This is a genomic window from Pseudomonas sp. Pseu.R1 (assembly GCF_045764065.1).
Lineage (GTDB): Bacteria > Pseudomonadota > Gammaproteobacteria > Pseudomonadales > Pseudomonadaceae > Aquipseudomonas.
This window is the reverse complement of the sequence record NZ_JBJGEE020000001.1, coordinates 5043749-5068988: the sequence shown is the minus strand read 5'-3', so window position 1 is coordinate 5068988 and position 25240 is coordinate 5043749. Positions and strand designations below refer to the sequence as shown.

Here is a 25240-nt window from a genome sequence, read left to right as displayed (position 1 = left end):
GGGACAGAGTTAGATGTAAACCGACATATTTGCGTCAGCGAAGCTACGCCGGGGGTCGAAGGGTGTCAATCGATGCCACAGGAATCAACCCAGCGCCAATGCGACCAGCACCAGCACTTCCAGCAGCTCCAGCATCGCCCCGGCCGTGTCCCCGGTGGTGCCGCCCAAACGCCGTATCATTAGCCGTCGCAAACTGAAGAACCCGGCGGTGGTGATGAGAATGGCAACCACCGCCGCTCCGCCTGCCACTAACACGCAGCCGATCACCGTGGCGATCAAGACCTGAACGCCCAGCGTACGCGGCAAATGATCCGCTAACGCCTGCCCCAACCCGCCTGAGCGCACATAAGGTGTATTGAGAAACAGCCCAAGCATTGCGGCGCGGCCAATCACTGCCGCCAGTAACAAGCCGGATTCATGATGGCTGTCGACCAACGCCAGAATCGCCGTGAACTTCAGCAGTAACACCACTACCAGCGTGACCACCGCAATCGGCCCGCTGCGAGGGTCTTTCATGATCGTCAGGGTGCGCTCGCGATCACCAAACCCACCGAGCCAGGCATCGGCACTGTCGGCCAGACCATCCAGATGCAGCCCGCCGCTGAGCAGCACCCATGCCGCCAGCAGCAACGCGGCATGCAGAAACACGGGCGAGCCGCTCAACAGCGCGTTCAGCCCTATCAGGATCGAACCGAACAGCACCCCCACCAAGGGATAGAACAGGAGTGAGCGTCCCAGTTGTTGCGGCGTTGGCATGCCCGGCAAACGAATCGGCAGGCTGCTGAGAAATTGTAAGGCGATCCAGAACGGCAGCATTCAGGCCTCTGTCAGCACGCCAATGGCGTCAACATTAATAGAAAAGCGTTCACCGTGACCGACGACCACTTGCAGCAATTGCTCCCGAGGCAGACCGCGCGCCTGTGCCAGCAGCAGACGCATCACCCCGCCGTGGCAGACAAGCAGCACCCGTTCGCCCTCATGCGCCGCTTGAAGACGTCGGACAGCATCTAGAACGCGTTCGGAAAAAGCCACCACCGGCTCACCATTCGGTGGCGTGAAGGTGTAAGGGTTTTCCCAAAACCTCCCAAGCCCTTCGGCGTCGGTCTCCATCAACAGGGCTGTGTTGACGCCCTCCCAGTCACCGAAATGCAGCTCTTGCACGCCCGGCTCCAGATGCATCGGCAGGCTTAAACGCATCGCCAATTCTTCCGCGAAACGCGCGCAGCGCTGCAACGGCGAACTGACGATGCGATCCCAGGCGTGAGGCCTAGCCACTGCGTCGCGCATTTGCTGCCAGCCCAGCGGGGTCAATGCATCGTCCAGACTCCCGCGCAAACCACCACCGTGCTCGGTTTCGCCGTGGCGCAACAGGTCCAGACGCAAGGTCATGCCGGCCGATCCGCCACGGCCGCTTCGGCAAAGGTCGCCATGCCGTTGTGCAGTTCGCACGCCAGACGCAGCAACGGCACCGCCAACGCAGCGCCGCTGCCCTCGCCCAGACGCAGGCCCAGTTCCAGCAATGGCTCGGCCTGCAAACTTTCCAGCACGTGGCGATGGCCCGGCTCAGCACCGCGATGACCGAAGAACAACCATTCCCGGCACGACGGGTTCAGACGCACGGCCACCAGTGCCGCGACGGTACAAATAAAGCCGTCCACCAGCACTGCAACGCCTTCCTGCGCGCAGGCCAGGTAGGCGCCGACCAGCGCCGCCACTTCAAAGCCGCCCACCGCACGCAGGCTGCCCAACGCATTGCCCGATTCAGCGGCGTGCAGTTGTAACGCACGCTCGATGACCTGTGCCTTGTGGTTGACGCCCTGGGCGTCCAGCCCCGTCCCCGGCCCCACCAGCAACGACGCCGGGCAGTTCAGCAACGAGCACGCCACCGCACTCGCTGCCGTGGTGTTGCCAATGCCCATCTCGCCGCCGATAAACAGCTCGGCGCCCGCCGATTTGGCGCGCAGCACGCTGTCGCGGCCGCCTTCAAGCGCGCCTTCCAGTTGCGCCTGAGTCATCGCCTCACCCTTGGCGAAGTTGGCCGTACCCGCACCGAGGTTCAAATGCCGCACGCCTGGCAGATTCAACGAGGACACAGTGCCCAAGTCCACCACATCCAGCTGCGCCGACAGCTGTTTGGCCAGCACGCTGATCGCGGCGCCTCCCATGATGAAGTTGTGCAGCATTTGCCCGGTCACTTCTTGCGGGTACGCCGAAACGCCTTCGGCCACAACGCCGTGATCCCCGGCAAAAATGCTGATCCAGACCTTGTCGAGCGCCGGTTTGACCCGGCCCTGCAAACCGGCGAGTTGCACCGCGACGGCTTCAAGTTGGCCCAATGACCCGGCAGGCTTGGTCAATTGCTGCTGTCGGGCCAGCGCTTGCTCGCGGCTGTCCTGATTGATTTCACGGGCGGGGGCAAGCCACCAGGCATTACTCATAGTGCGGATCCTTTCAGGGTCATGGGCAGCCCGGCGACGGTGAACACCACGCGCTGGCACCGCTCGGCCAGCGCCTGATGCAGCCACCCGGCTTCATCGACATAACGACGGGTCAGCTCGCCGAGGGGCACCACGCCCAGCCCGGTTTCGTTGCTGACGAAAATGATGTCACCGGGCACATCGGCCAGGCCATCAAGTAACGCTTCGCGCTCCTGCGCCAGTCGCTGCGGATCGTCCAGCATCAGCAGATTGGTCAGCCACAGGGTCAGGCAGTCCACCAACAGGCAGCGCCCTTGCCCTGCGTTTTCCTTTATTACACGGGCCAGTTCGAGCGGTTCCTCGACCAGCCCCCAATGCGCAGGACGACGCTGACGGTGCAACATCACCCGCTCATTCATTTCACCGTCCAGCGGCTGGCTGGTGGCGATGTAGATAACGTCGCGCCCGCTGTCACTGGCGAGCTTTTCCGCCAGTCGGCTTTTGCCGGAACGGGCGCCGCCCAAAATCAATTGCAGCATCAAACAGCCTCCAGGCCGCAGAGTTCGCGCAGCAGCTTGCCGTCCAGATGCGTCTCCACCAGATCCGCCAAACGCTCAATGTCGCGCTCGCGCAGCCCGTGGTAGTCGACTTGTTGAACATCCTGCAAACCGGCCCAGCGCAGCAAGGCACTGCTCGACGCCGGATGCTCGAACAGCCCATGCAAATACGTGCCGAGCACTTGGCCGTCCTCACTCATAGCGCCGTCGCAACGGCCATCGCTGAGCTGCACCAACGGGCGGTCCAGCGCCGGGCCGCTGGTCACGCCCGCGTGAATCTCGTAGCCGATCACGTCAGCGTCTTCGAGGGTCAGACGCCCACTGACGTTACGCAGCTGTTTTTCGTTCTCCAGCACTGTGCTCATGGCCAGCAAACCCAGACCAGAACTCGATCCAGCAGCCCCCTCCAGGCCCAGCGGGTCGTGCAACGCCTCGCCCAGCATCTGCAACCCTCCACAAATCCCCAACACTTTGCCGCCGTAGCGCAGATGGCGGGTGATCGCGGTGTCCCAACCGTTGTTACGCAGGTAGGTCAGGTCGCTGCGCACGCTCTTGGAGCCTGGCAGGATGATCAGGTCGGCGGGGGGAATCGGCTGACCCGGCCCAACAAATTGCAGATTGACCTGCGGATGCAGGCGCAACGGGTCGAAATCGGTGTGGTTGCTGATGCGCGGTAGCACCGGCACCACGACATTGATGACCTGCTCGGTCTTGTCGATCTGACGCTGATCGAGGCCGTCTTCGGCCTCCAAATGCAGGTCCATCACGTAAGGCAGGACGCCGACCACCGGCTTGCGGGTGCGCTGTTCCAGCCAGTCGAGGCCCGGTTGCAGCAAGGCGATATCGCCGCGAAAACGATTGATGATGAAGCCCTTCACCCGCGCCTGCTCGCTGGGTGACAGCAATTCCAGAGTACCCACCAAATGCGCGAAGACACCGCCGCGATTGATGTCCGCCACCAACAACACCGGGCAATCGACCGCTTCGGCAAACCCCATGTTGGCGATGTCACCCGCACGCAAGTTGATTTCCGCAGGCGACCCCGCGCCTTCCACCATCACCACCGACCAACCCGCCCTCAACCGCTGATGGGAGGCGAGCACCGCCTGCATGGCAATAGCCTTGTAATCGTGATAGGCGACGGCGTTCATGGTGGTGACGGCACGGCCGTGGATGATCACCTGCGCGCCGGTGTCGCTGTTGGGCTTGAGCAACACCGGGTTCATGTCGGTGTGGGGTTCAAGGCCGCAGGCCTGAGCCTGCACGGCTTGCGCTCGGCCAATCTCGCCACCGTCAGCGGTTACGGCACTGTTGAGCGCCATGTTCTGCGGTTTGAAGGGCACCGTACGCACGCCTTGCCGAGTCAACCAACGGCACAGCGCGGTCACCAGCGTGCTCTTGCCAGCGTCCGACGTAGTGCCTTGCACCATCAGAGTCGCGCCTTGCTCCCTCAGGGTTTTGCCCAGCTCTGGCGGGTTCATGCACGCTCCTCGGAAAAGGCTTTTAACGCTTGTTCCAGACGCAGCCAGTCGGCGTTATCACGGGGCAGACCAAAACGCAGGCTGCTGTTATGCGGTCCTTCGTTCAAGAAGATGCGCAGGAGGATTCCCCGTTGTGCGCAGAATTCGTACAGCTCGGCGGCCAGCGGCGTGATCAGCCACTGAAACAGCGCGCAGCCCCCTTGCGGGGCAAAACCGAAACGACTCAAGAGGTCCACCAGCCGCCGCGACGCTTTTTCCGTACGCTCGCGCTGCAATCGATGGCCTTCGACATCCTCAAGACAGACTTGGCCGAGGATCCGCGTAGGACCACTCACCGACCAAGGGCCGATCTGTCTGGCGAGCACTTTGAGAAAACGCGACTCGGCCAGTACGAAACCCAAACGAACCCCCGCAAGACCGAAGAACTTGCCAAACGAGCGCAAGACGATCAGGCCGGGGCGTTGGGTTTCGGCGGCCAGACTCAACGGCGGCGTGTTGTCCATGAACGCTTCGTCCACCACCAGCCAGCCACCGCGCTGTGCCAGCCGCGCGTGCCATTCCAGCAGGCGCGCCGGGGTCAGGCTCAGCCCCGTGGGGTTGTTCGGATTGACCACCACCAATACGTCGAGGACGTCGATGAAGCGGTCGATTTCATGCTCCAGCACCTCACGCACCAGAAAGCCGTTGCTGCGCCATGCCTCGGCGTGCTCGGCATAACACGGCGACAGCACGCCCACCTTGCCTGTTTGCCGCAGACGCGGCAGCGCTTGAATAGCGGCCTGAGAACCGGCCACTGGCAGCACGTCCGGGGCGCCGTAATAAACCCGGGCGGCGTTCTCCAGCCCATCGTCGGTTTCCGGCAAACGCGCCCAGGCCGCTTCGGGGATCGGCGGGATCGGCCAGGACCAAGGCGAAATGCCGCTGGACAGGTCGAGCCAGTCCGCCTGTTCGATGCCGTACTTCGCCACCGCCCCGCGCAAGCGCCCGCCGTGCTCAAGCATAGATTTCAGTCCCCAGACAGAGAATCAGCAACCACAGCCAGACCCCGCGCTGCACCAGTTGCCAACCCCGATCGATGGAATTCGCGTCGGCGGGAGCGCCGTCGCCCAGTTGCGGCCGCTGATGCAGCTCGCCGTGATAAATCGCTGCGCCGCCCAGTTCAACACCCAGCGCCCCCGCTCCAGAGGCCATGACAGGCCCGGCATTCGGGCTGTCCCATTTCGGCGCCTGTGTCCGCCAACAACGAAGCGCGAGCCGGGTCTTGCCCAGCAGCGCGTAGGTCAGTGCCACTAGACGCGCAGGAATGTAGTTGAGCAAGTCGTCGATTTTCGCTGCGGCCCAGCCGAAGCGCTCGAAACGTTCATTGCGGTAGCCCCACATGGCGTCCAGCGTATTGCTCAAGCGATAGAGCACCACGCCCGGCGCGCCGAGCACGGCGAACCAGAAGATCGCGGCAAACACCGCATCGCTGCCGTTTTCCAGCACCGACTCGGTGGCCGCGCGGGCGACTTCAGTGGCGTCCAGCGCCGAGGTCTGACGGCTGACGAGATACCCCACGCGACGGCGCGCTTCTTCGATGTTATCCCCGCGCAACGCCTGCGCCACCGGTTCGACGTGCTCGCCCAGACTGCGCAAACCCAGGGCGCAATACAGGGCGAGCACCTCCACCAGCCAGCCAACATAGGGCAACCAACTGAGGAAAGTGGCCAACAACGTCAGAGGAATGACCGCGATGAACCAAGCGGTGACGCCATGGCTGCGCCAACCGCGACCGCCCGAGTTGAAGCGCTGTTCGATGCGCTCGGCACACCGGCCAAACGCGACCAGCGGGTGGTTTTGTTTTGGCTCACCCAGCAGCGCATCCAGCGCAACCCCGGCGACGCTCAATAACGCCACGCTCATGACTTCACTCCCCATGTGTTATCAAAGACCAACTCTTGCAGCGGACGCGCCTGCGCCCAGCCTTCCAATACCAGCATCGGCGCCGGGTAGAATTCCTTGACCGGTCCCAGGCACAGGATCGCCAAGGGTTTTGAACCACTTGGCATCTTCAGCAAATCGGCCAGCGCCTGAGGATCGAACAGCGACACCCAGCCCATGCCCAGCCCTTCGGCGCGGGCGGCGAGCCACAGGTTCTGGATCGCGCAGGACAGCGAGGCCATGTCCATTTCCGGCAAGGTGCGACGGCCAAAAATGTGTTTTTCGCGATCGTCCATCAACGCCGCGACCAGCACCTCAGCACAGTCATTGATGCCTTCGACCTTCAGCTTCATGAAATCATCGGAGCGCTCGCCCAGCGCTTCGGCGGTGCGGATGCGCTCTTCTTCGACCTGCGCCTGAATCTGCTCGCGCACCGAGCGATCGCTGATGCGAATGAACCGCCAAGGCTGCATCAGGCCGACACTCGGCGCGTGGTGGGCGGCTTCCAGCAAGCGTGCAAGAAGCTCCGGGGCAATCGAACCACCGCTGAAGTGCCGCATGTCCCGGCGTTCGGCAATGGCCCGGTAAACGGCGGCGCGCTCCTCGTCGCTGAAGGCGTGGTCAGTCATGGCGCACCTGCGGAGTCACTTCTTGCGCTCCCACAAGGGAATGTGTTCCAACAACGGAAGTGAGCCATGATTCCAGGAGCGGCGGGTGAAAGGCTATTCATGGCAAAAACAGCGCCGCCATCGCCTGTGGGTTTGACGGGAAGTAGAAATGCACGTACGAAGCAGTCATTCGCCCGTCGCGATACACCGCTTCGGCGCCACGCCCGCCATTGGGGCTGATGCCACGGGCGATCGGGGTCAGGCCGGTGCTGGTCAGCGAATGATGATAGGTGTGCCCGCGCAACGTGCCTTCCGGCAACGCCACTGACTGCAACGCCAATGCAGCGAGGCGCTTTTGCATGACGGCCTCACCGTCGAGCAAACCCACCAGTTCGGCGCGCCGACCGTCTACATCCGTCAAGGCGTTCAACAGATAGAGCATGCCGCCGCACTCGGCCAGCAGCGGCTTGCCCGCCGCGTGGTGAGTACGAATGGCCTGGACCATCGAATGGTTCTGCCCCAAAGCCAGATGATGCAACTCGGGGTAGCCACCGGGCAGGTAGAGGCTATCGGCTTGCGGCAACGCGCTATCGCGGATCGGGGAGAAAAACAGCAATTCAGCGCCCATTGCACGCAGCAGATCGAGGCTGGCGCCGTAGGTGAACGCAAAGGCCTCGTCGCGGGCGACGGCAATGCGCACGCCCGCCAACAAAGGTTCGGCTGCCACGATGTCGGGCGCTTCGAACGTCACAGCGGGAGGCAGCGCAGAATCGCAGGTACTGGCCAACGCTTCAGCGGCAGCATCGAGACGCGCGTCCAGATCGTTCAACTCACTGGCTTGTACCAGTCCCAGATGACGGCTCGGCAATTCGATGCCGGTCTCCCGCGAGAGCGCCCCGTACCAGCGCAACCCTTCGGTCAGGCTGCCTTCGAGTAATTGCGCATGACGCACCGTGCCCACTCGGTTGGCCAGCACGCCTGCGAACGGCAAATCCGGCTGATAACGTGCAAGACCCAGCGCCAGAGCGCCGAAGGTTTGCGCCATGGCCGTGCCATCAATCACCCCCAGCACCGGCACACCGAAACGCCGGGCCAGATCGGCACTGGATGGCGTGCCATCGAACAGGCCCATCACACCTTCGATCAAAATCAGATCGGCTTCAGCCGCCGCTTCCCACAGCAAACGACGACTTTCCGCCTCGCCGACCATCCACATGTCCAGTTGGTACACCGGGTTGCCACTGGCGCGTTCGAGAATCATCGGGTCGAGAAAATCCGGCCCGCATTTGAACACGCGCACGTTACGCCCCTGATTGCGATGCAAACGTGCGAGGGCGGCGGTGACAGTGGTCTTGCCCTGACCCGACGCAGGTGCGGCGATCAGGACGGCGGGGCATTGGCGAGCGGCTTCATTCATAGGTGCAGCTCACAGCTCGATGCCCTTCTGCGCCTTGATACCGGCCTGAAACGCGTGCTTGACCACACCGATCTCGGAGACGGTGTCGGACAGGTCGATCAATTCCTGTTTGGCGCCACGCCCGGTAATGACCACATGCTGCATCGGTGGACGGCCTTGCAAGTCGCTGAGCACCTGGTCCAGATCAAGGTAGCCGTGCTTGAGGGCGATGTTCAGTTCGTCGAGGATCACCAGGCCAATCGAAGAATCACGCAGCAGTTCCTGAGTCACCGCCCAGGCGGCTTGCGCGGCGGCGATGTCGCGCTGGCGGTCCTGAGTTTCCCAGGTAAAGCCTTCGCCCATGACGTGGTAACGCACTTGCTCGGGGAAACGGCGGAAGAACAGCTCTTCGCCCGTGGCGTTGCGGCCTTTGATGAATTGCACCACGCCGCACTGCATGCCATGGCCCATGGCCCGCGCCAGCATGCCAAATGCCGAGCTGCTTTTGCCTTTACCGTTACCGGTCAGTACGAGTACCAGGCCGCACTCATTGGGGGCGCTGGCAATGCGTTCGTCCATCACCGCCTTTTTGCGCTGCATGCGCGCCAGGTGGCGTTCGTCACGTTCGAGGGATTCGCTCATCTCAGCTCTCCGCTTGAGGGCAGGTGTGGCAAACGGAGGGCGCAGACAAGGACTGACAGCAGGCATCGAAACACGTCGAGCCTGCGCAGAGCATCGCCCTCCGTGATGCTGTTGGATGGATCAGGCCGGTCTCCGGACTCATGAAAAGCCGCGCGCCTTCCCATGTTCATCGAACACAGTGGCATCGTGCGGGCCTTGGCTCATTTACCGTTGCGGAGGCAGTGCCGGGATGGATCGCAACGCGTTCGCACCGGCTTCCCTGTTTCACCCTTTGCGGGCACCTGAAACAATCGGCGAAGGTTAGAGGGTTGACTGGCGAGCGTCAATCTAAGAGACGTGGGTCATTGGCTGCTGGCCGGGAAACAGCAAACAGACAAAACGCTCTTAAGAAGTCAGTTACTGCGCGCCAGATTGGAAGGCTGAATCACTCGCTTGGCGTTCAACCAGGCTTTCTGCCAATACGGTTTATCGAGGCTGTCCAACTTGACCGTGCCACCGGTGGCAGGCGCATGAACGAAACGTCCTTCGCCGACGTAGATCCCGGCATGGCTGACATTCGAACCGCCACCCGTGGCGAAGAACACCAGATCACCAGTCTGCAACTGGCTGCGGTCGATGTCCGGACCGCGCAAGGTGATCATTTCGCGGGTCGAGCGCGGCAGCGTGATGCCTGCAGCATCGCGGTAAACGTAGCCAATCAGGCCACTGCAATCGAATCCGGAATCCGGCGTGTTGCCACCCCACCGATAAGGCGTACCCACCAGCCCGATGGCACGCAACAGCACGTCATCGGCGACAGGCGAAGAAAATTGAGGGGGAGCGGAAATGACAGGCCTGGAAACGACCTTGGGCGGGGATGGCGGAGGATTGCTGGAACAAGCGGCCAGCAATGCAGCCAGTGAAGCAACAGCCAGGCGAACCGTGTACGACATAAACACAACAACCTTTTTAGGATGCGGCTTACTCTGCCGGGAGCCGGGGCTGGGTGCAATCGGGGTTTCCCCGGTTGCACCCCCGGTAAAAACGGTTACTTACGATGTTGGCGCTTGAGTGTAGTCGAGGTCATAGCAGTCGTCGTTTCCGGGACCTTGGAAGGTGCCATGGCCAACGCGCGCTTGGCTTCGATGAAGGTACGGGCCCAGTAAGCGTCATCGAGACTGTCGACGCGCACGCCACCACTGCGACGGCTGCTGGAATGGATGAACTGGTCATCACCCAAATAGATGCCGGCGTGACTCACACGACCACGGCCCGCCGTGCTGAAGAACAGCAGATCGCCCGGCTTGAGATCATTACGCTTGACCAGCGGGGCATCGATATTGATCATCTCGCGGGAAGAACGCGGCAGGCTCATGCCCGCTTCTTCACGGAACAGGTAGCCGATGAAGCCACTGCAATCGAAACCGGACGTTGTGGAGGTGCCGCCGAAACGATAGCGAGTGCCGATCAACGACTTGCCACGTTCCAGAATGCTGTCAGCCAGCACTGGCAACTGGTAAGGCTTGTTGTCAGCGAACTGGGAAAGTTCGTCTTCGGTGGCGATTTCGTCGTCCAGAACGGAAGTCGAATAACCGGCACGGTTAGCGGATTGTGCAGTGGCAGAGTCCTTGAACTGTGGATTCTGCGCCTGTTGTTGCGACGCTGGCATCTGGGCCGCACAGCCGAACAGCAGGGTAACGAGTGCGAGAGGCACGAGGGGTGCGAAGCGATTTAGCATGGGCACGACCGTGGCTAATGTGTAAAGAAGCCGAGACTATGCCCTCTATCGTCATCATTTGCAAATTCAATCGACACAAATGTGACTTACCAGTGACTCCATGACATCTAAGGCTCGGCATTTCATAAATGCGTCCATATGCCTGGAGTGATCGGTCGGCGACGGATTGATCTCAGCAGTAAAGCCTCCCGTGACCCGCGTGCGCAGCATCGGCTCGTGAATATACGGGAAGCTGGCGGTGGTTCCAATGCTGAGCACAGCATCAAAGCCTTTCGCCATCTCTTCACACAGCATATTCAATGCCAGCTCAGGCAACATTTCCTCGAACAAGACGACCGGCGGTCTCAGTACGCCATGGCACTGCGCGCACAACGGTGGAAGCGGCCGTAGCAGGTGAGCGCTCAGATGTGGGTCTTGCGCGCTGCAAGACTGACAGTAGAGCGGCGCCATCTGCCCATGAATCTCGATCAGACGCTCCGGCGGACTGCCCGCCGCACGATGATAGCCGTCGACATTTTGCGTCAGCACCCAACATTCCGGCTTGTATCGCTGCAACTGCGCGATCGCATAATGCGCCGCATTGGGCTGCCCGCCGAGGCAAGCGCTGCCTAATTGGGCAATGTACTTCCAGCACAGAGCAGGATCGCGACGCAACATCGGACCGGACAATGCCATCTCGATGGGCAACCCATCGTCAGTCTGGCCGTTATACAGGCCGCCCACGCCGCGATAGGTCGGCAAGCCCGAATCCGCCGAAAGCCCGGCGCCGGTAATGATCAGAATGCGTTGAGCGCGGCGCAAGGCTGCGGCCGTCTGCAGGATCACTGCCGGATCGACCGCTGCCAGGCTCACCAGCCAAGCGTCTCTTTAAGGAAGGGGATCGTCAGCTTGCGCTGGGCCTGCAATGAGGCCTGATCGAGCTGTTCGAGCAGATCGAACAATGCGCTCATGCTGCGCTTGCCACGGGTCAGGATGAAATGCCCGACCTCGTCCGTCAGGTGCAAACCCCGACGGGAAGCACGCAATTGCAAGGCGCGCAGTTTTTCTTCATCGGACAACAGGCGCATCTGGAACACCAGCGCCATGGTCAGTCGGGATTTGAGATCCGCCAGCTTGACCGGCAGCTCACGGGGCGAGCAGGACGCGGCAATCAACAGGCGACGCCCGCTGTCACGCAGGCGATTGAACAGGTGGAACAGTGCCTCTTCCCACTCAGGCTTGCCCGCCACGACCTGTAAATCATCGAGGCAGACCAGTTCGTATTGCTCAAGGTGGTCGAACAGCTCGACACCCTCTTCAAGCAGCTCGGCCATGGGCAGGTAAACGGCGGGTTCGCCCAATTGCTTGAAGCGCAGGCAGGCAGCCTGCAGAAGATGCGTGCGCCCTACCCCATTCTTGCCCCAGAGGTAGATGAGGCTTTCCGTCCACCCGGCGTCGGCTTCGCACAGGCGCTCGACATAGCCAAGTGCCGCAGCATTGGCGCCGGGGTAGTAATTGATGAAGGTGGCGTCGTCACGCAGACGCACACTCAGGGGCAGCTGAACGGGTTTCATGCTGGCTGAACGGTTCAATGATGAACCGCCAAGGGGCCTCTGTGTAAAGTGTGCAAAGTTTATACCCGCCAAGCGAGCCGCACAATCCGCCAGACAGCCTGCAAAATCAAAGGGTTGCGTCTAGCTGGGAGTCAGACCTTGGAATATGGAGCATGGCAAGACACGACAACGCTGGACGAACGCAACCCCGTGGGAGCGAATTGATTCGCGATTGGCCGGTACAAACGATAGAGATTCTTCGTCTGCAAGTCCGAATCGCGAATGAATTCGCTCCCACAGGTCACTCATCAACCAGACTACGGATCACAAGTCCGGATCTTCCGCCCCGCCGTAGATATCCGAATCCTTGTACAGATCGTGCACATGGCGCACCAGGACCATGATCACCGCTGCCACCGGCAACGCCAAAAGGATGCCGGTGAAGCCGAACAGCTCACCGCCCGCCAGAATGGCGAAGATCACCGCCACCGGGTGCAGACCGATGCGATCGCCCACCAGCAACGGCGTCAGCACCATGCCTTCCAGCGCCTGACCGACCATGAACACCGCAACGATGCCGAGCATCGGGTACAGATCACCGCCAAACTGGAAGAAGCCCGCCAGAATCGCCGAACCAATACCGATCACAAAGCCCATATAAGGCACGATTGCCGCCAGCCCCGCGATCACGCCGATCAACAGCCCCAGCTCCAGACCGACCAGCATCAGGCCCGCTGCGTAAATCACGCCCAGCGCGACCATCACCAGCAACTGCCCGCGAATGAACGCGCCGAGCACTTCGTGACACTCATCGGCCAGCGCAACAATCTTCTTCTCGCGATGACGCGGCAACAGGCTGCGGACCTTGGCCATCATCACGTCCCAATCCCGCAGCAGGTAGAAGCAGACCACCGGGATCAGCACCAGATTGGTCAGCCAGCCGATCAACGCCAGCGTCGATGTGGTGGCCTGGGCCAGCACGATCCCGACGATATCGCCGGTCTGGCCCATATGCTCGGAAATGGCCGCCTTGATCTTGTCGAACTTCCAGAAGCCGTCAGCCAACCCCAACTTCGCCTGAACCCACGGCAATGCGGTGTGCTGCAACCAGTCGAGCATCTGCGGCGCCAGCTCATACAACCGGTAAAGCTGCTTGGCCAGCATCGGCACCAGCACCAGCAACAGGCCCATGAAGATCAGGGTGAACAGCAAAAACACGGTCACAACCGCCCACGTGCGGGACATTTTGAGCTTTTCCAGCCGATCGGCCAGCGGATCGCCCATGTACGCCAGCAACAACGCCACCAGAAATGGCGTGAGAATGGCGTGCAGCAACCAGACAAACAGGCACAGCAGGAGAACCCCACCTGCCCAGAACCAACGACGCGTATCAGTCATTACTGCCCCTTAAATCCATTCATGCGATATCCCTCTGAGCGTTATCACCAGCGAAAGTGCAGTGTCTGCGCAGCGGCTGGAGCGGGAGCAGGGACCGGCGCAGTTCCGGCAACCGGCACTTGCCCGGCATCGACCGGCGCACTGGCGACTTCACTCGCAGGCACTTCCTGCAACTTGGCCAGCGACAATTGCGAACGCAGTTGATCCGGGCTGCCGCTGACATCGAACACGACTTTGTCGGCATCCGCCGATTTCAGACGACCGCCAAACGGCTCCAGCAAACGCCCCAGTTGCGCATAACGTTCCAGCGTCATGCCCTGTACTTCCAGCGCCATGCTCGACGACGCCCCCGGCTTGACCACAAAGCGTGGAGCCAGACGCTGACTCACGGCCAGCAACACCGCGTCGGCCAGGTCGGCGGAACTGGCGCCGGACGCACTGCCCTGCTCCATTTTGTCGCCCAGCCACAGGTGCCATTTGCCCTGCCACTGCTCGCCATTCTGTTGGGCGTGGACAGCCAGAATCGCATCGGAGCCATAGCGCTCGGAGGCCTGCTTCAATGGCGTGACATCACTACCATCCAGCGTCTTGGCGGTGCCGATGCCCTGCTCGCCCAAGTCAGCCAACGGCAGACGCAACGGCAAGCCACGGTGCTGAGCGGCGCGACGCAGAGGCTCAGCCGTCGCCTGACCATCGCCCACCAGATTGGCGCCATCGGTAGCGTCGTTCAGCCACCAGGCCATGATCACCGGGCGGTTGGAACCCCAGAGCGACAGCCCCGCCTGACGCAAGGCGCGTTCGGTGCTGGCCGGGTCGAAATCCACTTGCAGAGATTCGGGCGGACCGGCGTCGTAGCCGAATTGACTGATGATCTGTTGCGGATCCTTGCGCACGTCGGCCAGGCCCGGCCCTTGGGCGGCCTTTGGATCGCCGGTCAGGCGCATGACCAGCGTTTCCAGCGCCGCCTGAGTGGCGCGGGTTTTCTCGTCAGGGGTCTGACCGCTCACCGGCTCACGCACCTGATACAGATTGTTCACCGTCTCGGCCAGCGCCGGGAGGCTCATGAGGGACAGACAACCCACCAACAGGCAGTTTTTCAGGCGCATAAAAATTCCCAGAAAACGAAAAACGCAGCTTATAAATAGCTGCATGAAAAAATGACTGGCTCGACTCAGACCGCAGCGCTGCCCGAATCGCTCACACTGAAGAGGAACTTACACCTTTTACAGTGACCGACGAACGGCTGAAGCCTGAACAGACGCGTTATTTTTTCTTCATCATGGCCCTGCCCGTCGGCCCAAGGATGGCCGCTTGAGCCCAACCCTGATAAAATCGCGCGCCTTCGCAGACCGGCGATGACACAGCCACGAGCCGTCCGCTTCCCGGTCGTTACTCCGAATTCCCCCCTATAGGCCTGGATAATGAGCAAGCAACCCTCCCTGAGCTACAAAGACGCCGGTGTAGACATCGACGCCGGTGAAGCATTGGTCGAACGCATCAAGGGCGTTGCCAAGCGCACCAAGCGCCCGGAAGTGATGGGCGGCCTGGGCGGGTTCGGCGCACTGTGCGAAATTCCGGCAGGCTACAAACAACCGGTTCTGGTTTCCGGCACCGACGGCGTGGGCACCAAGCTGCGCCTGGCACTGAACCTGAACAAGCACGACAGCATCGGCATCGACCTGGTGGCCATGTGCGTGAACGACCTGGTGGTCTGTGGCGCCGAGCCGCTGTTCTTCCTGGACTACTACGCCACCGGCAAACTGAACGTCGACACCGCCGCTCAGGTCGTGACCGGCATCGGCGCAGGCTGCGAACTGGCGGGCTGCTCGCTGGTCGGCGGCGAAACCGCTGAAATGCCTGGCATGTACGAAGGCGAAGACTACGACCTGGCCGGTTTCTGCGTCGGCGTCGTTGAAAAGGCCGAGATCATCGACGGCTCGAAAGTCGCGACCGGTGACGCCCTGATCGCCCTGCCATCGTCCGGTCCACACTCCAACGGTTACTCGCTGATCCGCAAGATCATCGAAGTGGCCGGTGCCGACATCGAAAACATCCAGCTGGACGGCAAGCCTCTGACCGACCTGCTGATGGCGCCGACCCGCATCTACGTCAAGCCGCTGCTCAAGCTGATCAAGGAAACCGGCGCGGTGAAGGCCATGGCCCACATCACCGGCGGCGGTCTGCTGGACAACATCCCGCGCGTACTGCCGGAAGGCGCTCAGGCCGTGATCGACGTGGCGAGCTGGACCCGCCCGGCCGTATTCGACTGGCTGCAAGAGAAAGGCAACGTTGACGAGCACGAAATGCACCGCGTCCTGAACTGCGGCGTCGGCATGGTCATCTGCGTCGCTCAGGAGCACGTCGAGGCTTCTCTGAAGGTGCTGCGTGATGCCGGCGAGCAACCTTGGGTCATCGGTCAGATCGGCGTTGCTGCCGAAGGCGCTGCACAGGTCGAGCTGAAAAACGTCAAGGCGCACTGATGCCGGATGCGTTGAAGCCTGACATGCCCCAATCCTGCGATGTAGTGGTGCTGCTGTCCGGCACTGGCGGTAACCTGCAAGCGATGATCGACAGCTTTCAGGACGGTTCGAGCCCGGCTCGCATTCGCGCGGTGATTTCCAACCGCGCCGATGCCTACGGGCTGGAACGGGCGAAGAACGCGGGCATCGAGACCCGCGTTCTCGATCACACGGCCTATGAAGGTCGCGAAGCCTTCGATGCCGCGTTGATCGAACTGATCGACTCCTTTTCGCCGAAGCTGGTGGTCCTTGCCGGTTTCATGCGCATCCTCACCCCCGGCTTCGTGCGTCATTACCACGCACGCCTGCTGAACATACATCCGTCATTGCTTCCGCGTTATAAAGGCTTGCACACCCATCAACGGGTGCTGGAAGCCGGCGATGCCGAGCACGGCTGTAGCGTGCATTTCGTCACGGAGGAACTCGATGGGGGGCCTCTGGTCGTACAAGCTGTTATTTCGGTACAGTTGCACGACACGCCTGCCACGCTGGCGCAAAGGGTTCACACCCAGGAGCACCTGATATACCCGCTGGCGATTCGCTGGTTCGCCGAAGGCCGTCTGACCCTCGACGAACAAGGTGCCTCGCTGAACAGCCAGCCACTGGGGCCAAGCGGCCATGTGATTCGAGCCGTTTAAACCGGCTCTTCTATTCAAAGACAGGAGATACCATGCGTCGCGCTTTGCTCTTCGCTTTCGCACTGCTCGCACTCCCTGCGGTCAACGCGGCAGACCTTCAACCGTTCTCCGCAAGCTACACCGCCGACTTCAAACAACTGCCTGTCGGTGGCGGCAGCGCCACCCGCAGCCTGGAAAAGAACGCCAACGGCACCTGGACCCTAAGCTTCAAGGCATCGATGATGATCGCCAGCCTGACCGAAGTCAGCACCCTCAAGGCCGACAAGAGCACGCTGACGCCACAGACCTACCACTTCGAACGCGGCGGTCTGGGCAAGAGCAAAACCGTTGATCTGGTGTTCGACTGGTCCACCAAGTTCATCACTGGCACTGATCGCAACGATGCGATCAAGATCCCGCTGAACACCGGCATCCTCGATAAATCCACTTACCAACTGGCCCTGCAAAACGACGTGGCCGCTGGCAAGAAGACCATGAGCTATCAGGTGGTCGATGGCGACGAGGTCGACACCTATGACTTCCGCGTGCTGGGCACCGAAAAGGTCGACACCAAAGTCGGCTCGGTCGATGCCATCAAGGTCGAACGCGTCCGTGATCCGACACAGAACAAGCGCATCACCGTAATGTGGTTCGCCAAGGATTACGACTACCTGCTGGTTCGACTGCAGCAGGTTGAAACCGACGGCAAGGAATACAACATCATGTTGCAGGACGGCACGGTGAACGGTAAGTCGGTCAAAGGTAGCTGATTTACGGCTGGCCAATAACAAGACCCCGTTTCCACGGGGTTTTGTTTTTACCAATGAACTCGCTCCCACAGGGGGCCGGTGCTTGCCGCTCGGGGAGAAATGATGTCATAAGGACAGCCGTACTCGACAAGGATGGCTATCTTGCGCATTTTCTACCGTGTGTTACTCCTGATCCTGGCGATAGCTGCAACGCTCATCGCCGTCATCATCTACTACACCATCAACCCCAAACTCCCCGAATACTCGCCTGTCGAGCGGGTGAATTATCAGGATCAGTGGAGCGACAGCGACCGCCAGATCTATTACTTCACCCCGCAGGGCACACAAGTCAAAGGGCTTCGCTACAACTGGTTCACCGCCCTGGAGATGCCATTTTCCGAAACGCGGTTCGCAACCCCGGAACACCTTGCGCGCTTCGGTTTTCTGATCGACCCCAACCAACTGCCGACTGCGACGAACCCCGGCAACCTGCCCGTGGGCTTCGCGCGCCATCAGAATGCGGAACACACCGCCGAATACCTGGACATCACCTGCGCCGCCTGCCACACCGGCGAACTGCATTTCAAAGGGCAGGCCCTGCGTATCGACGGAGGGACCGCGCAGCACGTGCTGCCCTCCAGCGTACCCACCGTGCGGGGTGGCAGTTTTGGACAGGCGCTGGTAGCCAGTCTCGCAGCCACCTATTACAACCCCTGGAAATTCGAGCGCTTCGCGCGTCGCGTGCTGGGCGATCGCTACGATGCGTCACACGATCAGTTGCGCAGCGAGTTCAAACAGTCGCTGGACACCTTCGTCAGAACTGCATGGAACGATACTCATCGTGGTCTTTACCCCACCGAAGAAGGGCCGGGCCGGACCGACGCGTTTGGTCGCATCGCCAACGCAACGTTCGGTGACGCCATCACCCCCGATAACTACCGCGTCGCCAACGCCCCGGTGGACTATCCGCAACTGTGGGACATCTGGACCTTTGACTGGGTGCAATGGAACGGCTCGGCCAAACAGCCCATGGCGCGCAACGTCGGAGAATCCCTCGGCGTGGGCGCCACATTGACGTTCTTCAATGGCGCAGGCCAACCCCTCAAAGGCGAGGATCGCTACCCATCCAGCGTGCGAGTGCGCGATCTGGACGTGATCGAGCAAGCCCTGCGGCGCCTGAAACCTCCCGTTTGGCCAGAACAACTGTTCGGCCCGATCAACAAACCACTGGCGGCCAAGGGACGCGCCCTGTTCGCTGAAAACTGCGCGGGCTGCCACGTTCCGCCCCATAGCGTCGTCGACGGTCGTACCGTGCAATACCTGAACATGATCCCTGTGTCGGAGATCGGCACCGATCCCAATACCGCCACCAACATCGCCGACAATCGCTATGACGTCAGCAGCCTGCAATGGACCCAGGCGGAACTGGACCGACTGACCAACGTCAAGCTGTATCCCCCACCAACCGCCCCGCTGGACACCCACAGCGTCTCAGTGGCCAAGGCGCTGGCATACATCACCGCCTACGTCGAAGACAACGCGTACCGGGCGGCGAACGTGCCAGTCGCCGAGCGGCCTGCCATGGACGGTTTTGGCCTGCCCATCGCCGTACAGGAGCTGCGCGCCTACAAGGCCCGACCTCTGGACGGGGTCTGGGCCACGCCGCCGTTTCTGCACAACGGTTCGGTGCCGACGCTCTATCAGCTGCTTTCACCTCAGGACGAACGCAGTACCACGTTCTACAAAGGCACGTTCAACTACGACCCTCTACACGTGGGCTATGAAACCACCGCCTTCAAAAATGCCTTTCTGTTCGACACCCGCGTGTCCGGCAACCACAACAGCGGGCACGAATTCCGCGACGGCCAACGGGGCAACGGCGTGATTGGACGAGGCCTGTTGCCCGATGAGCGCTGGGCCTTGGTGGAATACCTGAAAGTGCTGGGCGGGCCGCTGGAGCAACAATTGCCATGATCACTCGAAACAACAACCTGTCTCCACTCGCTCGACTCTGGCTGCGCATTGGCGCCTGGCTCGGCAAAACCCTGCTGTGGCTGATCGCACTGGGCCTGCTGGGCTGGCTGGCCGCCACCGCCTGGTTTGCCTGGCACTACAGCGGTCCCGTTTCCCCGGACGAACAGATTCCGCCGGGGGAAGCCGCCATGACCCAAGGCATCATCCAGACCGCAGTGCGTATCGTCGATCAGCACCGCGAAAGCACTCGCTACCTGCGCGACGCCCACGCCAAGGCCCATGGCTGCGTGAAAGCCGAGGTCAGCGTGCTGTCCGATCTCGATCCCGCGCTGCGCCAAGGCGTGTTCGCCCAACCCGGCAAGGTCTGGCAGGCGCTGATCAGGCTGTCCAACGGCAACGCCTATCCGCAATTCGACAGCATCCGTGATGCGCGGGGCATGGCGCTCAAGCTGTTCGACGTGCCGGGCAAACAGTTGCTGGCGGACCAACAAAGCCGGACCGAGCAGGATTTCGTGATGTTCAGCCATCCGAATTTCTTCGTCAGCGACGTGGCGGAGTACGCACAGAACATTGGCGCTCAGGCCAATGGGCAGAAAGTCCTCGCGTTCTTCCCCGGTCTTGATCCACGCAGTTGGCAGATACGCCATCTGTTCATCGCCCTGGCCACCCTGTCACCCGCTCCGCTCAGTCCGACGCAGGCCACGTACTACTCGGTCTCGCCCTATAAGTTCGGCACCGCCAATGCCAAATTCCGCGTTCTGCCGGACCCACAAAGCTGCCCGCAATACGAGCTGCCGAAACAGAACCACGACCTGCCGAATTTCCTGCGCAGCGCACTGAATCAACAATTGTCCACCGACCGGGCGCCTGCCTGTTTCGTGTTGCAAATCCAGCGGCAAAACCCGCAGAAATACATGCCGATCGAAGACACCAGCATCGAATGGAAGGAAAGCGACGCACCGTTCGAAACCGTGGCCAGGGTCAGAGTCCCGGCTCAGGATTTCGACACACCGACGCAGAATCTGGCGTGTGATAACCAGTCGTTCAACCCTTGGTTCGGCGTGGCCGAGCATCGCCCCATTGGCGGGATCAACCGCCTGCGCAAAGCGGTGTACGAGGCCGTCAGCGCTTACCGCCACGACCGTAATGGGCAGTAAACCGCCCTTGGCGCAAAGATGAAACTTTCTTCACGCCCGGGAACAAGGTGCGACAACACGTCGCACCCCTTGTAAAACAGGCATTTAGAGACTGTTACGAAATCGGAAAAAAACCCTTGCAGAAATCGATGATTTACTAAGCAAGCTACGCAAATTTATAAAGAAACCACTGCGACGTCCTGCCGCAGATATCAAAGAGTCAGGAGTTTTCAAGATGACGGTAACTGTTACTGAACGCGATGAGTCCCATCAGTCCCACGAAAGCATTGCCGCTGGTATTCAGATGTGGGATGTCCGCCAACAAGATCAGTTAGTGGGCGTGTTTCACCAGGAGGCGGACGCCAAGCGTTACGCAGCAGAGCTCGCGGAACTGGAAGCCAAGAAGGCAGCGGGCAACCCGCAATAACGGAATTGCAGCAAAACAAAACCCGCCGAGGCGGGTTTTGTGTTTTCACTGGGTCACTCTCTGCGACCGCCTCCGATGGGCCCCTGTGGGAGCGAATTCATTGGCGATGGCGTCAGCATCCGCGACATCAACGTCGACTGACACTCCGCTTTCGCCAATGAATTCGCTCCCACATGACCAGGCATCAGCTACGTGAGCCGAGTTACCACATCAGATCATCAGGGATCTTGTAGGCCGCGTACGGATCATCGGCATCCGGCTCCTCAGTCGGCTCGCTGAGCATCACGATACGACGTGGATCGCGCTCTTGAACTTTCAGTGCGGCCTCACGGGGAATGACCTCGTACCCGCCGCCGTGGTGCACGATCGCCAGCGAACCGTTGCTCAGCTTGCTGCGCATCAGGGCGTTGACCGACAGGCGCTTGACCTTCTTGTCGTCGACGAAGTTGTAGTAGTCCTCGGTGGTCAGCTTCGGCAGGCGGGTCGCTTCGATCAATTGCTTGACCTGTGCTGCACGGGCTTTTTGCTCGGCCTTTTCCTGCTGCTGGCGGTTCAGCTCCTGATCGCGTTTGGCCTTTTCAGCCATCGCTTCCTGAGCGGCGCGCTGGCTCGTGTCGTCAGCCACCGCCTGACCTTTGTGAACGAGGCGCTGTTCTTTCTGCTTGCTCTTGGCGACCTGTTTGGCCTGTTTCTCGTTGACCAGACCTGCCTTGAGCAACTGGTCACGAAGGGAAATACCCGCCATTGATCTTCTCTCTCTGACTTTTCTTGCTAAATCGTCCACTCAACCGCAGTGAGACGAGTGCTTTTCCTGACGCTTGGCTTCGCCCCAGAGCGTATCCATCTCTTCGAGGCTGCAATCTTCGATGGGACGACCCGCTTCGCGCAAGGCTGTTTCGATAAAACGGAAGCGCCGCTCGAACTTACCGTTGGCGGCGCGCAAGGCCGTTTCCGGATCGACCTTCAGGTGTCGGGCCAGATTGACCACCACGAACAGCAAGTCACCGATCTCTTCCCTGACGCCGTCGCCGTCGTTATCGGCCATGGCTTCGAGGACCTCATCGAGTTCTTCGCGCACTTTGTCGATCACCGGCAGCGCTTCGGGCCAGTCAAAGCCCACTTGCGCTGCGCGTTTCTGCAACTTGGCGGCACGCGACAGGGCAGGCAACACGGTGGGTACGTCATCGAGTAACGACAGTTGCTCCGGCACGTGCGCCTTTTCGGCGCGCTCTTCGGCCTTGATCTCTTCCCAGCGATGCTTGACCTGCTCTTCGCTCAGGCGCGGCGTTTCCAGTGGGGCATACAGATCGCCGGTGGGGAAAACGTGAGGATGACGACGAATCAGCTTGCGGGTGATGCCATCGACCACACCCTCGAACTCGAAACGCCCTTCTTCCCTGGCCAACTGACAGTAATACACCACTTGAAACAGCAGATCGCCCAGCTCACCACGCAGGTCATCGAAGTCGCCGCGCTCGATGGCGTCGGCGACCTCGTAAGCCTCTTCGAGGGTGTGCGGGACGATGGTCGCGTAATTCTGCTTCACGTCCCACGGGCAGCCGTATCGCGGATCGCGCAGGCGAGCCATGAGGTTGATGAGGTCTTGAAGTGTGTACATGGCATTCCAATTCAGATTTGCGGCAATTGCGCTGAAGCCATCGCGAGCAAGCTCACTCCTACAGAGAGAACGCGGTCATCTGTAGGAGTGAGCTTGCTCGCGAAAGCGTCAGCGCAGACACCACACGACATCAAGGCGTACGGTTACGCCGCGTCTCGATGATGTTCGGCAATTGCGAAATGCGCCCCAACAAGCGCCCCAGCGCGTCCAGCCCCGGGATCTCGATGGTCAGCGACATCAGCGCGGTGTTGTCTTCCTTGTTCGAGCGGGTATTGACCGCCAGCACGTTGATGCGCTCGTTGAGCAGCACCTGAGACACGTCACGCAACAGCCCCGAGCGGTCGTAGGCGCGGATGATGATGTCCACCGGATAGGTGAGCACCGGCACCGGCCCCCAACTGACCTGAATGATCCGCTCCGGTTCGCGTCCGGCCAGTTGCAGCACCGAAGCACAGTCCTGACGGTGAATGCTCACGCCGCGCCCCTGGGTGATGTAACCAACGATGGCATCACCCGGCAGCGGCTGGCAGCAGCCCGCCATCTGCGTCATCAAGTTGCCCACACCCTGAATCTGAATGTCGCCACGCTTGCCCGGCTTGTAGCCCGTAGCCTTGCGCGGAATCAGTTCCAATTGCTCGTTGCCACGCTCCGGCTCGACCAGTTGCTGCGCCAGGTTGACGAGTTGCGCCAGACGCAAATCGCCCGCGCCCAAGGACGCGAACATGTCTTCGGCGGTCTTCATGTTGGCCTTTTCCGCCAACCGCTCGAAATCCACTTGCGGCAATGCCAGACGCAACAGTTCGCGCTCCAGCAACACCTTGCCCGCCGCGACGTTCTGGTCGCGCGCCTGCAACTTGAACCAGTGAACGATCTTCGCCCGCGCTCGCGAGGTGGTGATGTAACCCAGGTTCGAGTTCAGCCAGTCGCGGCTCGGCACGCCGTGCTTGCTGGTGATGATCTCGACCTGCTCACCGGTCTGCAGGCTGTAGTTGAGCGGTACGATGCGGCCGTTGATCTTCGCGCCCCGGCAGTTGTGACCGATTTCGGTGTGCACACGGTAGGCGAAGTCCAGTGGCGTCGCGCCTTTGGGCAAGTCGATGGCGTGGCCGTCTGGCGTGAAGACGTAGACCCGGTCAGGCTCGATGTCGACACGCAGTTGTTCGGCCAGGCCGCCAATGTCACCCAGCTCTTCGTGCCATTCCAGCACCTGACGCAGCCAGGAGATTTTCTCTTCGTAATGGTTGGAACTGGATTTGACGTCCGTCCCTTTATATCGCCAGTGGGCGCAGACGCCGAGTTCGGCCTCTTCGTGCATGGCGTGGGTGCGGATCTGCACCTCCAGCACTTTGCCCTCAGGACCGATCACCGCCGTGTGCAACGAGCGATAGCCGTTTTCCTTGGGGTTGGCGATGTAGTCGTCAAACTCTTTGGGAATATGGCGCCACAGGGTGTGGACGATCCCCAGCGCGGTGTAGCAATCGCGCATTTCCGGGACCAGCACGCGCACCGCACGCACGTCGTAGATCTGGCTGAACTCCAGACCCTTGCGCTGCATTTTGCGCCAGATCGAGTAGATGTGCTTGGCCCGGCCACTGATGTCGGCCTTGACGCCGGTGGCGAGCAACTCGTTTTCCAGTTGCGACATGACGTCGGTGATGAAGCGCTCGCGATCAAGACGGCGCTCATGCAGCAACTTGGCGATCTGCTTGTACTGCTCCGGCTCCAGGTAGCGGAAGGACAGGTCCTCCAGCTCCCATTTGATGTGCCCGATACCAAGACGATGGGCCAATGGCGCATAGATGTCGAAGACTTCCCGGGCGACACGGTTGCGCTTCTCGTCACTGGCATTTTTTACGGCGCGAATGGCGCACGTACGTTCGGCCAGCTTGATCAGGGCGACGCGCACGTCATCGACCATCGCCACCAGCATCTTGCGCAGGTTCTCGACCTGGGCCTGACTGCCCAGCACCAATGACTGGCGCGGGCTGAGACTGGCACTGATCGCCGCCATGCGCAGCACGCCGTCGATCAGCTTGGTCACCGTCGGGCCGAAGCGCTGACTGACATCAGGCAGCGAAATCTTGTTTTCGCGCACGCCGCGGTAAATCACGGCGGCGATCAGCGAGTCCTGATCGAGTTTGAGGTCGGCCAGGATTTCAGCGATTTCCAGGCCCGTCTGAAAGCTCGACGTGCCTTCCGCCCAGAGGTTCTTGGCGGCGTTGTCCTGTTGCTCGGCCAACCGGGCAAATTCACAGGCCTCTTTGAGCGCCTGTCGGTCCACTGCGAGGTCGACGCTGACCACATGATCGAGCCATGCGTCGAGGTTGATACTGCCGTCGGTGTTTATCGGCTGGTGTGCTCTCACCTGTACCATGTTGCTTACCTTCCCTACGGCGCGATGAAATGCGCCATCAGTCGCCGGCCTTCTCGGCGCATGCTCCTTGCGGGCCTTGCAAGGTCTGGCATGCGCGGGCCAGTCGGATTAAACGAGACTCCCTGTAAGGCGCTGGCTCGATTCCTGGAGCCCTGCTT

General features: G+C 61.0%; 25 protein-coding genes and 1 riboswitch. Of the genes, 6 read left to right on the top strand and 19 right to left on the bottom strand.

The window, feature by feature from the left end; all coding sequences use genetic code 11:
- Positions 1 to 84: 84 nt before the first annotated feature.
- The 16 genes from ACI5GA_RS23135 to ACI5GA_RS23060 all read right to left on the bottom strand — a co-directional run bounded on the left by ACI5GA_RS23135 (position 85) and on the right by ACI5GA_RS23060 (position 14774).
- Entirely contained in the window at positions 85 to 816 is a 732-nt protein-coding gene (locus ACI5GA_RS23135) for an adenosylcobinamide-GDP ribazoletransferase (protein ID WP_421424387.1), read from the bottom strand.
- On the bottom strand, positions 817 to 1389 hold the full coding sequence (gene cobC, locus ACI5GA_RS23130) for an alpha-ribazole phosphatase family protein (RefSeq protein WP_421424386.1): 573 nt from the start codon (positions 1387 to 1389) through the stop codon (positions 817 to 819).
- A complete protein-coding gene (gene cobT / locus ACI5GA_RS23125; protein ID WP_421424385.1) occupies positions 1386 to 2438 on the bottom strand; it encodes a nicotinate-nucleotide--dimethylbenzimidazole phosphoribosyltransferase in 1053 nt (350 codons plus the stop codon). Before cobT ends, cobC begins: the two co-directional genes overlap by 4 nt.
- Entirely contained in the window at positions 2435 to 2956 is a 522-nt protein-coding gene (gene cobU, locus ACI5GA_RS23120) for a bifunctional adenosylcobinamide kinase/adenosylcobinamide-phosphate guanylyltransferase (protein ID WP_421424383.1), read from the bottom strand. Before cobU ends, cobT begins: the two co-directional genes overlap by 4 nt.
- Positions 2956 to 4428 (bottom strand): cobyric acid synthase, encoded by a 1473-nt coding sequence (locus ACI5GA_RS23115; protein WP_421425520.1) that lies wholly within the window; start codon positions 4426 to 4428, stop codon positions 2956 to 2958. Before ACI5GA_RS23115 ends, cobU begins: the two co-directional genes overlap by 1 nt.
- Before the next feature lie 23 nt (positions 4429 to 4451).
- The gene (gene cobD / locus ACI5GA_RS23110; RefSeq protein WP_421424381.1) at positions 4452 to 5456 is read right to left on the bottom strand and encodes a threonine-phosphate decarboxylase CobD; all 1005 of its coding nucleotides are present in this window, start codon (positions 5454 to 5456) and stop codon (positions 4452 to 4454) included.
- Positions 5449 to 6357, bottom strand: a complete 909-nt coding sequence (cbiB, locus tag ACI5GA_RS23105) for an adenosylcobinamide-phosphate synthase CbiB (RefSeq protein WP_404638613.1) — start codon at positions 6355 to 6357, stop codon at positions 5449 to 5451. Before cbiB ends, cobD begins: the two co-directional genes overlap by 8 nt.
- Positions 6354 to 7004, bottom strand: coding sequence for a 5,6-dimethylbenzimidazole synthase (gene bluB, locus ACI5GA_RS23100; RefSeq protein ID WP_421424379.1), 651 nt, complete (start codon positions 7002 to 7004; stop codon positions 6354 to 6356). Before bluB ends, cbiB begins: the two co-directional genes overlap by 4 nt.
- Positions 7005 to 7101: 97 nt before the next feature.
- Positions 7102 to 8400 carry a cobyrinate a,c-diamide synthase gene (locus tag ACI5GA_RS23095; protein WP_404638609.1) on the bottom strand — a complete coding sequence of 433 codons (1299 nt, stop codon included), beginning with the start codon at positions 8398 to 8400 and terminating at the stop codon, positions 7102 to 7104.
- Positions 8401 to 8409: 9 nt separating this feature from the next.
- Positions 8410 to 9021: a cob(I)yrinic acid a,c-diamide adenosyltransferase gene (gene cobO / locus ACI5GA_RS23090; RefSeq protein ID WP_404638607.1), complete on the bottom strand. Its 612-nt coding sequence runs from the start codon at positions 9019 to 9021 to the stop codon at positions 8410 to 8412.
- A gap of 106 nt (positions 9022 to 9127) precedes the next feature.
- A riboswitch (cobalamin riboswitch) is annotated at positions 9128 to 9321 on the bottom strand.
- A gap of 92 nt (positions 9322 to 9413) precedes the next feature.
- Positions 9414 to 9953, bottom strand: a complete 540-nt coding sequence (locus ACI5GA_RS23085) for a C40 family peptidase (RefSeq protein ID WP_404638605.1) — start codon at positions 9951 to 9953, stop codon at positions 9414 to 9416.
- A gap of 95 nt (positions 9954 to 10048) precedes the next feature.
- Positions 10049 to 10738: a C40 family peptidase gene (locus ACI5GA_RS23080; RefSeq protein ID WP_404638603.1), complete on the bottom strand. Its 690-nt coding sequence runs from the start codon at positions 10736 to 10738 to the stop codon at positions 10049 to 10051.
- Between the two features lie 66 nt (positions 10739 to 10804).
- Positions 10805 to 11584, bottom strand: coding sequence for an NAD-dependent deacylase (locus ACI5GA_RS23075; RefSeq protein WP_404638697.1), 780 nt, complete (start codon positions 11582 to 11584; stop codon positions 10805 to 10807).
- Positions 11585 to 11586: 2 nt separating this feature from the next.
- Positions 11587 to 12291: a DnaA regulatory inactivator Hda gene (hda, locus tag ACI5GA_RS23070; RefSeq protein ID WP_108237280.1), complete on the bottom strand. Its 705-nt coding sequence runs from the start codon at positions 12289 to 12291 to the stop codon at positions 11587 to 11589.
- A 303-nt stretch (positions 12292 to 12594) separates the two neighbouring features.
- Complete coding sequence (locus ACI5GA_RS23065) at positions 12595 to 13668, bottom strand: AI-2E family transporter (protein WP_421424378.1); 1074 nt, start codon at positions 13666 to 13668, stop codon at positions 12595 to 12597.
- A gap of 44 nt (positions 13669 to 13712) precedes the next feature.
- Positions 13713 to 14774 carry a DUF2066 domain-containing protein gene (locus ACI5GA_RS23060; protein ID WP_421424376.1) on the bottom strand — a complete coding sequence of 354 codons (1062 nt, stop codon included), beginning with the start codon at positions 14772 to 14774 and terminating at the stop codon, positions 13713 to 13715.
- Between the two features lie 315 nt (positions 14775 to 15089).
- Between ACI5GA_RS23060 and purM the strand changes: the two genes are divergently transcribed.
- The 6 genes from purM to ACI5GA_RS23030 all read left to right on the top strand — a co-directional run bounded on the left by purM (position 15090) and on the right by ACI5GA_RS23030 (position 21090).
- Positions 15090 to 16148, top strand: a complete 1059-nt coding sequence (gene purM / locus ACI5GA_RS23055; protein ID WP_404638597.1) for a phosphoribosylformylglycinamidine cyclo-ligase — start codon at positions 15090 to 15092, stop codon at positions 16146 to 16148.
- A gap of 23 nt (positions 16149 to 16171) precedes the next feature.
- Positions 16172 to 16825 carry a phosphoribosylglycinamide formyltransferase gene (gene purN / locus ACI5GA_RS23050; protein WP_421425519.1) on the top strand — a complete coding sequence of 218 codons (654 nt, stop codon included), beginning with the start codon at positions 16172 to 16174 and terminating at the stop codon, positions 16823 to 16825.
- A gap of 32 nt (positions 16826 to 16857) precedes the next feature.
- Positions 16858 to 17574: a DUF3108 domain-containing protein gene (locus ACI5GA_RS23045; RefSeq protein ID WP_404638595.1), complete on the top strand. Its 717-nt coding sequence runs from the start codon at positions 16858 to 16860 to the stop codon at positions 17572 to 17574.
- Positions 17575 to 17715: 141 nt separating this feature from the next.
- Positions 17716 to 19527 (top strand): di-heme-cytochrome C peroxidase, encoded by a 1812-nt coding sequence (locus ACI5GA_RS23040; protein WP_404638593.1) that lies wholly within the window; start codon positions 17716 to 17718, stop codon positions 19525 to 19527.
- Positions 19524 to 20684, top strand: a complete 1161-nt coding sequence (locus tag ACI5GA_RS23035; RefSeq protein ID WP_404638591.1) for a catalase family protein — start codon at positions 19524 to 19526, stop codon at positions 20682 to 20684. Before ACI5GA_RS23040 ends, ACI5GA_RS23035 begins: the two co-directional genes overlap by 4 nt.
- Before the next feature lie 214 nt (positions 20685 to 20898).
- A complete protein-coding gene (locus ACI5GA_RS23030) occupies positions 20899 to 21090 on the top strand; it encodes a hypothetical protein (RefSeq protein ID WP_404638589.1) in 192 nt (63 codons plus the stop codon).
- Positions 21091 to 21292: 202 nt separating this feature from the next.
- Here ACI5GA_RS23030 and ACI5GA_RS23025 read toward each other — a convergent pair whose 3' ends face one another.
- From ACI5GA_RS23025 to relA, 3 genes are all read right to left on the bottom strand, one after another.
- A complete protein-coding gene (locus ACI5GA_RS23025; protein WP_404638587.1) occupies positions 21293 to 21835 on the bottom strand; it encodes a DUF2058 domain-containing protein in 543 nt (180 codons plus the stop codon).
- Between the two features lie 39 nt (positions 21836 to 21874).
- Positions 21875 to 22708 carry a nucleoside triphosphate pyrophosphohydrolase gene (mazG, locus tag ACI5GA_RS23020; RefSeq protein WP_421424373.1) on the bottom strand — a complete coding sequence of 278 codons (834 nt, stop codon included), beginning with the start codon at positions 22706 to 22708 and terminating at the stop codon, positions 21875 to 21877.
- 130 nt (positions 22709 to 22838) lie between these two features.
- Positions 22839 to 25082 carry a GTP diphosphokinase gene (relA, locus tag ACI5GA_RS23015; RefSeq protein ID WP_404638583.1) on the bottom strand — a complete coding sequence of 748 codons (2244 nt, stop codon included), beginning with the start codon at positions 25080 to 25082 and terminating at the stop codon, positions 22839 to 22841.
- Between the last annotated feature and the right edge of the window lie 158 nt (positions 25083 to 25240).